Annotated in this window: 9 protein-coding genes; 5 read left to right on the top strand and 4 right to left on the bottom strand. The window is 73.4% G+C overall.

What is annotated here, in order from left to right; genetic code table 11:
* Window positions 1-188 precede the first annotated feature (188 nt).
* Together ACIOGZ_RS24840 and ACIOGZ_RS24835 are read left to right on the top strand one after the other, a co-directional pair.
* Window positions 189-899 (top strand): TNT domain-containing protein, encoded by a 711-nt coding sequence (locus ACIOGZ_RS24840; protein WP_400987328.1) that lies wholly within the window; start codon window positions 189-191, stop codon window positions 897-899.
* Window positions 900-1333: 434 nt separating this feature from the next.
* Complete coding sequence (locus ACIOGZ_RS24835; protein ID WP_363583468.1) at window positions 1334-2530, top strand: S8 family serine peptidase; 1197 nt, start codon at window positions 1334-1336, stop codon at window positions 2528-2530.
* A gap of 332 nt (window positions 2531-2862) precedes the next feature.
* Here ACIOGZ_RS24835 and ACIOGZ_RS24830 read toward each other — a convergent pair whose 3' ends face one another.
* Window positions 2863-3705: an LLM class F420-dependent oxidoreductase gene (locus ACIOGZ_RS24830; RefSeq protein ID WP_363583466.1), complete on the bottom strand. Its 843-nt coding sequence runs from the start codon at window positions 3703-3705 to the stop codon at window positions 2863-2865.
* Window positions 3706-4105: 400 nt separating this feature from the next.
* Between ACIOGZ_RS24830 and ACIOGZ_RS24825 the strand changes: the two genes are divergently transcribed.
* Together ACIOGZ_RS24825 and ACIOGZ_RS24820 are read left to right on the top strand one after the other, a co-directional pair.
* A complete protein-coding gene (locus ACIOGZ_RS24825) occupies window positions 4106-5314 on the top strand; it encodes a serine hydrolase domain-containing protein (protein ID WP_363583464.1) in 1209 nt (402 codons plus the stop codon).
* A 47-nt stretch (window positions 5315-5361) separates the two neighbouring features.
* Window positions 5362-6144 (top strand): MerR family transcriptional regulator, encoded by a 783-nt coding sequence (locus ACIOGZ_RS24820; RefSeq protein ID WP_363583462.1) that lies wholly within the window; start codon window positions 5362-5364, stop codon window positions 6142-6144.
* 19 nt (window positions 6145-6163) lie between these two features.
* Here the strand turns inward: ACIOGZ_RS24820 and ACIOGZ_RS24815 are convergent, their stop codons facing one another.
* The gene (locus tag ACIOGZ_RS24815; protein ID WP_363583460.1) at window positions 6164-7645 is read right to left on the bottom strand and encodes a CoA transferase; all 1482 of its coding nucleotides are present in this window, start codon (window positions 7643-7645) and stop codon (window positions 6164-6166) included.
* Entirely contained in the window at window positions 7632-9437 is a 1806-nt protein-coding gene (locus ACIOGZ_RS24810; RefSeq protein WP_363583458.1) for an acyclic terpene utilization AtuA family protein, read from the bottom strand. The genes ACIOGZ_RS24815 and ACIOGZ_RS24810 overlap by 14 nt, the downstream gene beginning before the upstream one ends.
* 142 nt (window positions 9438-9579) lie before the next feature.
* On the opposite strand from ACIOGZ_RS24810, the gene ACIOGZ_RS24805 reads away from it, so the two are divergent.
* Complete coding sequence (locus ACIOGZ_RS24805) at window positions 9580-10497, top strand: LysR substrate-binding domain-containing protein (RefSeq protein WP_400987412.1); 918 nt, start codon at window positions 9580-9582, stop codon at window positions 10495-10497.
* 110 nt (window positions 10498-10607) lie between these two features.
* Here ACIOGZ_RS24805 and ACIOGZ_RS24800 read toward each other — a convergent pair whose 3' ends face one another.
* A complete protein-coding gene (locus tag ACIOGZ_RS24800; protein WP_400987325.1) occupies window positions 10608-12236 on the bottom strand; it encodes an FAD-dependent monooxygenase in 1629 nt (542 codons plus the stop codon).
* Window positions 12237-12253 lie beyond the last annotated feature (17 nt).

Raw genomic sequence — 12253 nt, 5'->3', positions numbered from 1 at the left:
CGTCAGCGGCATCGGCCGAACGGGTGGGCACCAGCGGCGTCGGACATCTTGTGCGCGCACGAAGGCAAATCGCCGTGCGTAACTGTGCGCGGGTCCGGCGGCCACACGGTCCGCCGTACGAGCCGACGGCCGCAACCCGCCCAGTCCCACCCCTCCACGCCCCGCACCCCGAACGGAGCCGCCCGCCCATGCGCACCCCCACTCTCGCCGCCCTCTCGCTGGCGATCGCCCTACCCCTGACGGGGCTGGCCGCCACCGGCACCGCCGCCGCACAGTCCTCCTCCCGGGCGGTGCCGATCACGGAGTGCGAGGGCGTCCCCAAGGTCCGCGATACCGGCGCCGAGAACTACCTCTGCACCCGGAAGGAACTCGGCCCGGTCACCCTGCCGACGGACTCCGTGCTGACCAAGCTGCTGGCGGGCTACGACCGGCTGGGCGGAGTGACGCCGGTGCGCTTCCTGGACTGGTACCGGGACTGGAGGGGGTGGAAGTACCCGGACCACAACGGCTTCACCGACAACGACGGCACCCTCGACATGGCCGTACAGAGCATGACGGAGCACCAGAAGCTGGACCGCTTCGGGAACAGCGCCTACGGCTCGTTCCTCGCCCCCGGCGGCACACTGTTCTCCCAGCGCGCCCTTCCGCCGGACTCCCTCAACGGGGGCGAGGACAACTACCACTGCTTCGAGGTGCAGAGGCCGTTCAACGTCCAGCAGGGGCACATCGCGGGCGCGTTCTCCCAGCCGGGCAACGGACTCCAGCAGTGGCTCGACCCGGCCCTGAAGCCGGGCGACATCCCGGGCACGTACGACGTCGCCGCCCTCATCACCGCCGGGTACCTGACCGAACACGCCGCCGACAAGACCTTCTGCCTGTCGAGCCAGAACGACGCCTGACCCCCACCCGGCCGGACCTGGCTGCGCACGCCCGGCAACCGGCAACCGGCAACCGGCAACCGGCCCGCCACGCCCTGCTACGCGCTCGGCGGGGCTGCCGCAGCAGTCGGCACGGGCCTGTGACCTGCGGCTTCAATGCGGAGCGGGCAACGAGAACCGGTTACTCCTCGTCAAGTCGCCAGCGCGGCGGACCGGCGAGGCGACAGGGCCTGGGCGAGGTCGGTATGGGTCGCACCGCGCTCCGGCCACCGGACGACCGGCAGGGCTGGTTCCCCCGCCTCGGCCTCCCGGCACCCACCCCCGTACGGGTTGTCCGCTCCCCGCGCCCGGCAGGGCGGCGCGGATGCGACCGCCGCACCAGGGATGATCCGGGTGCCCTGCGGCCGCCGGGCCCGCAGGCAACCCGACTGACCCGACTGATCGGAGCCCGATCCGTGCCCCTGCCCCTCCGCCGGGCGTCGGCGGCCCTGCTGCTGACCCTCACACCCGTCACGGCCCTTGCGCCCGCCGCGTATGCCGCCCAGCCACCCACCGCCTCCACCGCCGTGGCCGTGGCGCACTCCGCCAGTGCCGTGCCCGGGCAGTACATCGTCACCCTCAAGCACGGCCGCGACCCTGGTGAGGTCCTGCGCGGCCTCGGCATCACCCCCAGGTTCACCTACACCGACACGCTGAACGGCTTCGCCGCCACCCTCGACCCCCTCCTGCTGCGCGCCGTACGAACCAGCCCCGCCGTCGAAGCCGTCGAGGAGAACACCACCCTCCGCGTCCCGGCCCCCCACGACGGTGCGAGCGCCACCCGGGCACCGGCCGCCACCTGGGGCCTGGACCGCATCGACCAGCGGAACCTGCCCCTGGACGGCCAGTTCACCACCCACGGCCACGGCGCCGGAACGACCGCCTACATCCTCGACACCGGCATCGACTACACCCACCCGGAATTCGACGGCCGCGCCGTACCCGGCTTCGACGCCGTCGGCGACGGCCAGAACGGCCGCGACTGCCACGGCCACGGCACCCACGTCGCCGGCACCGTCGCCGGCCGCACCTACGGCGTCGCCCCGCAGGCCCGCCTCGTCTCCGTACGCATCGTCGACTGCACCGGCAACGGCGACAAAGCCCAGATGATCGCCGGCCTCGACTGGGTCGCCCACCACGCCCAGTACCCCGCCGTCCTCAACGCCTCCGCCGGCGAGGAACGCTCCCAGGCCCTCAACGACGCCACCACCGCACTCTCCGACAAGGGCGTCCTGCCCGTCGTCTCCGCCGGCAACGACGCCGCCGACGCCTGCACCGCCTCCCCCGCCTCCGCGGACCGGGTCGTCACCGTCGCCGCCACCAACCGGCAGGACCAGGAGAGCACCTTCTCCAACTGGGGCCCCTGCGTCACCCTCCACGCCCCCGGCCAGGCCATCGAATCCGCCAAACTCGGCGGCGGCAGCACCACCCTCAGCGGCACCTCCATGGCCGCGCCCCACGTCACCGGCGCCGCCGCCCTCTACACCGCCGAACACCCCGACGCCGACCCCGCCGAGACCGCCGCCTTCCTCCAACGCGCCGCCACCCGGAACGTCCTGAGCAACGTCCACCAGGACACCCCCAACCTCCTCCTCTTCACCGACGGCCTGTAACACCGCCCGCCACCACGGCACTTCGGGCCCGGTCCGGCCGTTCCCGCCGGACCAGGCCCGAACCCCGCGTTCTCCCCGGGCCGCGGCGATGACTCGATGGTGCGCGTCCGGAGGGCGGTCCCGTCGTTGACCGGACCCCCGGCCCGGGCCCGGGTGGTTGCCCGGTGCGCGGCCCGCGTCCACGTGAGACCACCGCTCGCCCATACGACACGATCGGGCCAGATCCGCTTGCGCTGGATTGCGCTCGTGCAGGTGGCCATGAACGCAATGCAGTCGGGGCGCTTCACGGATGGGGCTGGAACTTGACTGATGGCGGCCGGCCCTCGGCTCGTTCAGTGGGGGAGGCGGGCGTGTCGGCGGAGGAAGTCGGCGACGTCCTGGACGTCGTCGAGGGGCAGGGGGTAGACGACGAGGCGGGTGAGGCCGAGTGCTGCGTAGCGGTGGTAGGCCTCGGTGTCGACGGGCGTCATGGCGGTGTAGTTGAGTTCGAGGGGGCCCAGCCGGGCGGGGCGTTCGACCTCGTCGGCCGCCTTGCGCAGCCCGGCGAGGTTGGCGGCGAGCTGGTCGGGGCTGTCGCCGGCGCCGAACCAGCCGTGGCCGCGGGCGACGGCCCTGCGGTAGGCGGCGGGGCTGTGTCCGCCGATGAGGATGCGCGGGCCGCCGGTCTGTACGGGGCGGGGGTGGGCGTCGAGGTGGTCGAAGGCGACGTACCTGCCCTGGAAGGAGGGTGCGGGCTGGGTCCACAGGGCCGTCATGGCGTCGAGGTACTCGTCGGTGCGCGCGCCGCGCTCGGCCAACGGCACGCCCACTGCGGCGAGTTCCGGTTCCAGGTAGCCGGCTCCGACGCCGACCCGCAGCCGGCCGCCGCTGAGCACGTCGAGGCTGGCGAGTTGTTTGGCGAGGACCACGGGGTGGCGTTGGGGCAGGATGATGATCCCGGTGCCGAGTTCGATCCGTTGCGTGAGGGCAGCGACATAGGCGAGGTGGACGAGCGGGTCGAGGATCGGCTCGTCCGCATCCATGGGCGAGTCGGGGGTGCGCGGGTCGGGCAGCGCCACGTGGTCGCCCACCCACCACGACCGGTAACCGAGTTCCTCGGCCAGGGCGGCCAGGCGCGCCGTCGCCTGCCGCCCGTGCGTGGCCTTGGCGCTGATTCCGAACACTCCGAGTTCCATGACTGCCCGCCTCGTTCGACACCGGCATGTGTGCGGCCGGGAACGTCGCACCGGTGGCGTGCGCGTTTCACGGCCGTGGACCCGTCATACCCGAAGCGGAGGCCGCCGTCACGGGCGACGCGCGGCGGTCCGCCCCGGTGGCGGCGGGCACCGCGCGGAAACCCGCGGTTCTCGCCACTTCTCTCATCGAGGACTGCCGGGCTGCCACTGGTCCGTGGCGGCCTCCCGGTGGCGGGTGGCGTGGAGGCTGCCGAGCGGCGAGGGTGCCTGCCCGCCGGGGCTTGCCCCCGCTCGCCTGTGAGCCAGATCACCGTTGAGGTTGACCTTGGGTCAGGGCTCAAGCTCCTCGCAACGGCACGACGCCGACCCGGGCGTCACCGATGTGAAGGAGCACACCACCATGCCACTCCCCCTTTCCGGCCCTTCCGGCCCTTCCGGCCCTTCCGGCCAGGACGAGAGCACCCTGCGGACCGTCGCCCCCGACGCCGCCGGGCAGGACCGCCCGGAACTGCGGAAGGCGATCGAGGAGATCGTCGACTCCGGTTTCACCGGGGTGTCGCTGCGCGTGCACGACGAGCGGGGCGCGTGGGTCGGCAGCGCCGGGGCGGCCGAACTGGGCGGGGCCGCGAAGCCGCCGACGGACGGGCGGGTCCGGATCGGCAGCAGCACCAAGACCTTCACCGCGACCCTGGTGCTGCAACTGGTGGCCGAGGGCAAGGTCGGGCTGGACACCCCCGCGGCGCACTACCTGCCCGAGTTCGGGCTGGACGGGCGGATCACGGTGCGGATGCTGTTGCAGCACACCAGCGGGGTGTTCAACCACACCGGCGAGGTCTACGCCGACGGGACGGTCGCGCCGGGCATCCCCATCCCCTACGGCACCACGGGCAGGGAGTGGATGGACAACCGGTTCAAGACCTACCGGCCGCAGGAGCTGGTGCGGCTGGCGCTGTCCAGGCCGGCCCGGTTCGAGCCGGGGGCGGGCTGGAGCTACTCCAACACCAACTACGTGCTGACCCGGCTGCTGATCGAGAAGGTCACCGGCCGCCCGGTCGCCGAGGAGATGCGGCGGCTGGTCCTGGGGCCGCTCGGACTGTCGGGCACCGTGGTGCCGGGCGCCTCGCCGGAGATCCCCGAGCCGCACGCCCACGCCTACTACCGCTACGAGGACGCCGGCGAGCAGAGGACGGTCGACATCACCCGCCAGAACCCCTCCTGGATCTCCAGCGGCGGCGACATGATCTCCACCACCCGGGACCTCCACACGTTCATCTCCGCGCTCCTGGGCGGCAGGCTCCTGCCGCCCCCGCTGCTGGCCGAGATGTGTACCCCGCACCCGACGGGCATCCCGAACATGGACTACGGCCTGGGCGTGTTCGTGGTGACGACGGACGACGGCGCCACCGTCATCTCCCACAACGGCGCCGCCGTGGGCCACGCGGCGCTGATGTACGGCACGCCCGACGGCAGCAGGACCCTGACCGCCGCGCTGAACTGCGTGGACGACGCCGGCCTGTCCGTCGGCGGGGCGTTCCAGCAGGCGATGCACAGGCTCGTCGGCGAGGTGTTCCGCGGCGGGCAGGCCGATCCGGCCCGGCCGACGGACTGATGTGCTGCGCGTAGCCACCGAGTTCGAACCCGAGGCAGGATTGGCGGATGAACGGAGTCACGATCGGGCAGGCGGCGGCGTTCGTCGGCGTCACGGTGAAGACGGTGCGGCACTACCACAAGCTCGGCCTGGCCGAGGAGCCGGAACGCGACAGCTCCGGATACCGGCGGTACGGATCGGCCGACCTGTTGCGGCTGGTGCAGGTCCGGACGCTGGCCGCCGCCGGGGTGCCGCTGGCCGAGACCGGGCCCCTGCTCGACGCCGACGCCGCACTGTTCACCGCCAAGCTCGCCGACGTCGAACGTCAACTCACCGAACGGATCGAGGAGTTGACCGCTCGGCGCGACATGCTGCACCGGCTCGCCGACGGCGACCGGGCGCTGCTGCCCGACCGCGCCGTGGCACTGCTGGAGCGGATGGCCGACCTCGGCTTCACCCCGGACGAGGCGGCGGCCACCAGGGAGGGCTGGGTGCTGGCCAGGGCCCTGGTACCGGAAGGCTTCGACGACTACCTCACCCATGTCGAACACGCCCTGCTGGACAGCCGGTTCGTCGCCTTGCTCAAGCGCGGCGCCGAAGCCGCGGCCTGGGAGCCGGACGACCCGCGCATCGCCGAACTCGCGACCGCCGCGGCCGACCACTTCCTCGCCAACCCCGCCCAGCTGAAGATCGTGACCGGCCTCCAAGCCCGCGCCGAAGCCGCGCGCCGGTACCAGCTGATCGCCCACCACGGCGAAGAACAGGGATCGGGCGGGGCCCGGCTGGTCGCACTGGTCGAGACCGAGCTCCGCTCCGCCGGCGTCCGCATCCCCGGGCCGGACTCCCCCTGACCGGCCCGGGGTCGCGGCGTCACCGCTCCCATTGCGGGCGGCAGGAGCCCCGGGGCACGAGGACGGTGCGGTACCGGCCGGGGGTGCGGGACATGGCCACCTGGTCGGTGACGCCCTGGTAGCGGCCCAGCGGGGTGTCGGCGGTGAAGGTCCGTGGGGGCAGGTAGGCGTGCTGCTCGCCGTGTCCGGCGGTCTCGTGGGCATAGGCGTGGTCGAACACCCCCATGGCGAGGATCCACAGGGCGGCGCGGGTCAGCGAGACGTGGACCCGGTAGCTGCCGCCGTGGGTGGCCCGGCGGGTCAGGGCCTCGACGACGCCGGCGGCCATCAGCCAGGAGACGATGTAGTCGTTGACCACGAGGATCGGCGGCAGTGCGGGGCGTTGGCCGCCGCCTTCCAGCAGCATCATGCCGGTCAGGCTTCCGGCGCTCTGGTCGAAGCCCACGCGCTCCGCCCAGGGGCCTCGTTCACCGTTGAGCGAGGCGGTGGCGTGGACGATGCCGGGGCGCAGGTGCGCGGCCTCCTGCGCGGTGAGGCCGATCCGTTCCAGGTATCCCGGCCTGCGGTTGGCGTAGAAGACGTCGGCCGAGGCGAGCAGTTCTCTGATCCGCCGGGCGCCTTCGCCCTGGTAGGGGTCCACGGTGGCCGACCGTACGCCGACGTTGGCGCTGGCGTAGGTGAGGTCGTGTTCGAACTCGTCCGGGCGCCAGAGGTTGAGGACGTCGGCGCCGTGCAGGGCGAGGGCCCGGCCGAGGCCGGCGCCGGCGATCACGTGGCCCATGCCGAGCGCGCGCATCCCGGACAGGGGCTGGTCGGCGCCGTGGGGGAACGGCTCGGGCTCGCTGTCGGCGATCTTGGTGATCTCGATCAGGGGAAGGTCGGCGAGGACGTCGCGGTAGTGCCGCTCGGCGAGCAGTTCACCGGTGGTGCGCAGCATCGGCAGGACCACTCCGGCCGCCCCGGCGGCTTCCTCCAGCTCGCGCGCGTCGCGGCGGGCGATGGCGGCGGCCACGCGGTCGGGGTCGTCCGGGACGTCGAGCAGCCGCTGGGCGGCGATCTTGATCTTGGGGTAGGGGTTGAGGGGCATGACCCAGCGGTCGTCCGCCGTGCGGTAGAAGCGGAATCCCAGGGCCTGGGAGGGGTTCGACGAGGCGGTGGGCGGGTGGCCGTTCAGCAGTTCCCACCTGCGGTCGTAGAAGGGGCAGAGCCGGTGCGGGGTGACCCGCAGGTCCACCGCGATGTCCTGTCCGGGACCGCCGCGCAGCCGCCAGAGCTTGGCGATGGCGGCGGACTTGGCGGCCAGCGCGATGGCGGAGGCGGCCCCGAGGCGCAGGGTGCTGGGCACCACCGGGTCCGCGCCGTGGAAGGCGATGGCACCACCGGTGTCGGCGGGGCTCATCCCGATCCCGGCCAGGACCTGGGCGAGGTGGGCGTGCGGGTCGAAGGCGTCGTGGGTCAGCGGGTCGGCGACCGCTTCGGCGAGTTGGTCAGTGAGCGTCATCGGGCCCCTCCGCGCCGGTCAGCAGTGCTTCGGGAACCAGGACGTGCTTGGCGCGCAGGTATTCGCCGACCGCCTTGCCGACCTGGTCGACCCGCAGATTGGACGACCCCCCGGTTCCCAGCAGTCCGCGCAGGACGAAGTGCACGGCGCGCAGGTGCTCGAACTCGTGGCGGACCACGTCGAGGTCCTTCGCCTCCGGCAGCAGCAGCCGCAGCTGCGCCGTGGTCAGCGTCCGGCGCAGCCACGGCCACACGGCGGGGTCGTGGGCCCAGATCCCCACGTTGCTGTTGCCGCCCTTGTCGCCGCTGCGGGCGTAGGTGACCGTGCCCAGCGGCACGCGGCGCACCCGGGTTGCCTCCACGGCTTCCTCTACGGCTTCCTCGGGCTCGGGGTGGACGGGCTGACGGGCCGTCGCCGTCCGGGAGGGGGGTGCGATGTCGAGGGTGCGGCCTTCGGCGAGGACCACCCGGTGGGCCACGGCGGTGATGTCCAGCAGGGCGGGCCAGTAGTCGATCCTGGGTTTCGGGCTGGTCTGCGGGACGGCCTGGCCGTCCAGGAAGAAACCCGGGATGCTCTGCAGGTACAGGCTGCCCAGCCGGCCCGCGAGGTCGAGGCGCTCCAGCGGCTCGCGCTCGCGGGCGGCGGCCATGACCCGCAGCGCGACCGTCGCGTCCCACTGCGTCTCGGGGTCGGTGGCCGCGGTCCCGATCCTGGTGATGTCCAGCTCGTCCACGCCCGCGGGCAGGTCCCTGCCGATCTGGGCGCGCAGCAGGTCCACCTTCTCCTCGACCTCGGGCGCGGTCACGTAGACGGTGTTCACGACCGTGTGGCCGATGGGCGCGAAGAGCGCGACCTTGGTCGTCGGCGACGGAGGCGAACCCGCCGCCCCGGACACCCGGACCCGGTCGGGACCGGCCGGATGGAGCCGGACGCCGTCCAGGTGGACGGTGACGTCGGGGTTGAGGTAGCGCGGCCCCTGGATCTCGTACACGAGCTGGGCGGTGACGGTGTCGACCGTGACGGCCCCGCCGTCCCGCCGGTGCTTGGTGATCACGCTGGTGCCGTCCTCGGCGATCTCGGCGATCGGGAAGCCGGGGGTGAGCATGCCCGGGATGCGGGTGAAGCCGGAGAAGTTGCCGCCGACGGCCTGCGGGCCGCATTCGATGATGTGCCCGGCGACGACCGCACCGGCCAGCCGGTCCCAGTCCGTGCCGTCCCAGCCGTGCCACCACGCCGCCGGGCCCAGGGCCAGGGACGCGTCCGTGACCCGGCCGCACACGACGATGTCCGCGCCCTCGGCCAGCGCCCGCGCGATGCCCCAACCGCCGAGGTAGGCGTTGGCAGACACGGGCTCCGCGCCCCACGACGCCAGCGGCCGGCCGGTGTCGAGGTGCTCCAACCGGTGCCCTGCCCGCGCCAGTTCGGGCAGCCGGGGCAGCAGGTCGTCGCCCTCGATGTGGGCCACCGAGACCTCGACGCCCGCCCGGGCGGCCGCCGCGCGCACGGCCTCGGCCAAGGCCGCGGGCCGGAAACCGCCCGCGTTGGTCACCACCTTGACCCGCCGCCGGGCCAGCGTGGCCAGGTGCGGCCGCAGCTGGTCGAGGAAGTACTCGACGTAGCCCCGCGCCGGATCCTCCTGGTACTGCGCCGACAGGCCGGCGAGGGTGATCTCCGCCAGGTAGTCACCGACCAGCACGTCGACCGGGTCACCGGCCACGGCCTCGTCGATGGCGGTGTACCGGTCTCCCAGGTAGCCGGAGAAGTTGGCGATGCGAATGGGTCGGCCGCTCATGGTCAACACCTTCCCTCGATGGGGTGAGCCCTTCCCGTCCGACGTTAGGAGGCGACCGTCCCCGGCGGCCACGACCAATCCCCGCACGCGCACGTGACCGCACCGGTCACGTGGAAGACGGGCGTATGTTGTGGCGGTGGACATGCTGCATCTGCGGTACTTCGTGGCCGTCGCCGAGGAGTTGAACTTCACCCGCGCCGCCGCACGCCTGCACATGGCGACCTCCCCGCTGAGCCAGCGCATCAGGGACCTGGAACGCGAACTCGCCACCCCCCTGTTCGTCCGCACCCACCACAAGGTCGAACTCACCCCCGCCGGCGAGACGCTGCTACCGGCGGCCCGCGACACGATCCGACGGTTCGACGCCCTCCCCGGCCTCGTCCGCACGGCAGCCGGCACCACTGCGCGCACCGTCGTCATCGGCATCGCACCCGATGTGTCCACCGAACTGCGGACCAGCTTCCTGAACACCGTCGCGGCCCGGCACCCCGATCTCCTCCTGCGGCTGCGCCCCGCCAGCACCGAGCCCCTGGTGCGCTCCCTGCTCACCGGCGAGATCGACATGGGCTTCCTCCACGGTCCCGTCACCGGCCCCGGCATCCGCACCCTCGACCTGGAGACGGCCCCGGTGGCCGTGGTGGTCGGACGCGGGACCGGTTTCGACGCCCGCACGACCGTCCGGCTGGAAGAGCTCGCGCACCTGCCGTTCGCCTCGATCGGCTACGACGCCGCACCGGAGATCTACCGCAGACTGGACGACGCCCTGAACCGGGTCGCGGTCCGCAAGCGCATCAGGCTCGAAGGGGACAACTTCGGCGGCCTGGCCCACCTGGTCGCCGCAGGCCAGGCTTTCACCCTCATCGCCCTGGGCGGTGGCACCACAGGCAAGGCCTTCACCGGCGAGCCCGTCGTGACCCTCGCCATCGAAGGCGGCGATCTCACCCTCACCACCGTCGCGGCCTGGCACCAGGACCGGCCCGGCCCCGGCGAGATGCTGGCCGAACTGGCCGCCGCCCTCGCCAAAGGTCTGCCCACCGCCCACGGTCCCTCCCCGGGGTGACGCCGCGGGAGCGGGCGGGGAGTCGGCACCACGGTTGAACGGCCGCCCCCGAGGAGCGGGGGGCAACGCCGTGCGGCAGGACACCCGCCGAGGTCGACGCGCACCGGGGTTCAGCGCACCGGCTCGGGCTCCGGCGAGGGGGACGGCGTGCCCGCCCAGCGGTGCAGGGCGGCTTCGAGGCCGGCGGCGTCGGCGGCGGTGGTGTCGGTGTCGGTGTCGGTGTCGGTGTCGGTGTCGGTGTCGGTGGTGTCGCAGGCCCAGGCGACCACTCCGTCCGGGCGGACGAGGACTCCGGTCGGCGTCGCGTGGTCGTCGGTCACGCTGGTCACGCTGGTCACCCGCCCGGTCCAGCCCGCGGCGAGACGGGTGAACGCGCCGTCCGCCGTACGGTCGAGCAGCAGGAACCCGCCGCCGTGGCCGTGGTCGACCAGCCGGGAGCCGTCCCCCAGCCACAGGTCGGGGGCGTACCGCCCGACCAGCGGGTGGTCGCCGGGCAGGTCGACGCGCTGCGTCACCCCGGAGATCTTCTTGACCGCGTAGGTCGCGCCCGCCCCGGTGCCCAGCAGGTCGGCGACGACCTCCCGGAGCGCGGCCGACTTGGCGTCCCCGCGCATCACCCCGATCTGGGCCCTCGTCCAGTCCAGTACCCAGGCGCCGAGGGGGCGGCGCTCGGCGTCGTAGGTGTCGAGCAGCCCTTCGGGCGCCCACCCGGCGACCACGGCGCCGAGCTTCCAGCCGAGGTTCATCGCGTCGCCGACCCCGAGGTTGAGCCCCTGGCCGCCGAACGGCGAGTGCACGTGCGCGGCGTCGCCGGCCAGGAGCACCCGCCCCGAGCGGTAGGCCGCGGCCTGGCGGGCGTTGTCGCTCCAGCGGGTCGCGGGGCCACGCAGCGCGGTGAGCGTGACGTCGGTGCCCGAGACCCGGCGCAGGCTGCTCTGCACCTCTTCAAGGGTGACCGGCGCGGAGCGGTCGGCGGGGGCGCCGCCGAACTCCACGGTGACCACCCGCCCGGGCTGCGGCCCGCAACGGTAGGCGCCCTTGGACGACCACACCCATCCGTCCGCGAGCACCGTGGGGTCGGCGATGTCGACGACCGCCAGGTGTCCGGTGAGTTCGGGGTCGGTGCCGGGGAAGCCGATGCCCGCGAGGCGGCGCACGGTGCTGCGCCCGCCGTCGCACCCGACCAGCCATCCGGTGCGCACCGTGCCGGCGGTGGTGGTGACGAGCACGCCGTCGCCGGTGTCTTCGAGCGCGGTGACCTCCACCCCGCGACGCACCGCCACGCCCAGACGCGCGACCTGGCCGGCCAGCAGCGCCTCCAGCTCGCGCTGCGGCACCATCCGCGCTCCGTCGACGGCGGTGTGCGCGGCGAGGTCGGTATCGGACCAGTCCACGAGGTCGGCGTCGAGGACCATCCCGGCGAAGTGCCCGGTGAAGCGGGGTGCGCGCGCCGGCCGGCCACCGCCGGGCGGCTGGTCGACCGCGCGGGCGAACGACCCGACCCGTTCGAGCTGCTCCCGCTGCACCTGTTCGGCGGCCGGCAGCAGGCCGCGGCGGTCGAGCGCCTCGGCCGTCGGGACGTTGACCGCCCCCGCCTTCATCGACCGGTCCGGCTCGGCGAGCCGTTCGAGCACCTGCACCGTCGCCCCGGAGAGCGCCAGCTCGGCGGCGAGCACGAGGCCCACCGGCCCGGCGCCGACGACGGTCACGTCCACGTCCACGTCCACGTCCTGGTTCATGGTCTGGTTCGAATCCT

Origin of the sequence: Kitasatospora sp. NPDC088160 (genome assembly GCF_044741445.1) — a bacterium.
Classification (GTDB): domain Bacteria; phylum Actinomycetota; class Actinomycetes; order Streptomycetales; family Streptomycetaceae; genus Kitasatospora.
The sequence above is the reverse complement of the archived record's forward strand: the minus strand, read 5'-3'. Positions and strand labels throughout refer to the sequence as shown.

Coding starts and splice junctions, on each gene's coding strand:
- ACIOGZ_RS24840 (WP_400987328.1), top strand. CDS start 189: ATGCGCACCCCCACTCTCGCCGCCCTCTCGCTGGCGATCGCCCTACCC.
- ACIOGZ_RS24830 (WP_363583466.1), bottom strand. CDS start 3,705: ATGGAACTCGGAGTGTTCGGAATCAGCGCCAAGGCCACGCACGGGCGG.
- ACIOGZ_RS24825 (WP_363583464.1), top strand. CDS start 4,106: ATGCCACTCCCCCTTTCCGGCCCTTCCGGCCCTTCCGGCCCTTCCGGC.
- ACIOGZ_RS24820 (WP_363583462.1), top strand. CDS start 5,362: ATGAACGGAGTCACGATCGGGCAGGCGGCGGCGTTCGTCGGCGTCACG.
- ACIOGZ_RS24815 (WP_363583460.1), bottom strand. CDS start 7,645: ATGACGCTCACTGACCAACTCGCCGAAGCGGTCGCCGACCCGCTGACC.
- ACIOGZ_RS24810 (WP_363583458.1), bottom strand. CDS start 9,437: ATGAGCGGCCGACCCATTCGCATCGCCAACTTCTCCGGCTACCTGGGA.
- ACIOGZ_RS24805 (WP_400987412.1), top strand. CDS start 9,580: ATGCTGCATCTGCGGTACTTCGTGGCCGTCGCCGAGGAGTTGAACTTC.
- ACIOGZ_RS24800 (WP_400987325.1), bottom strand. CDS start 12,236: ATGAACCAGGACGTGGACGTGGACGTGGACGTGACCGTCGTCGGCGCC.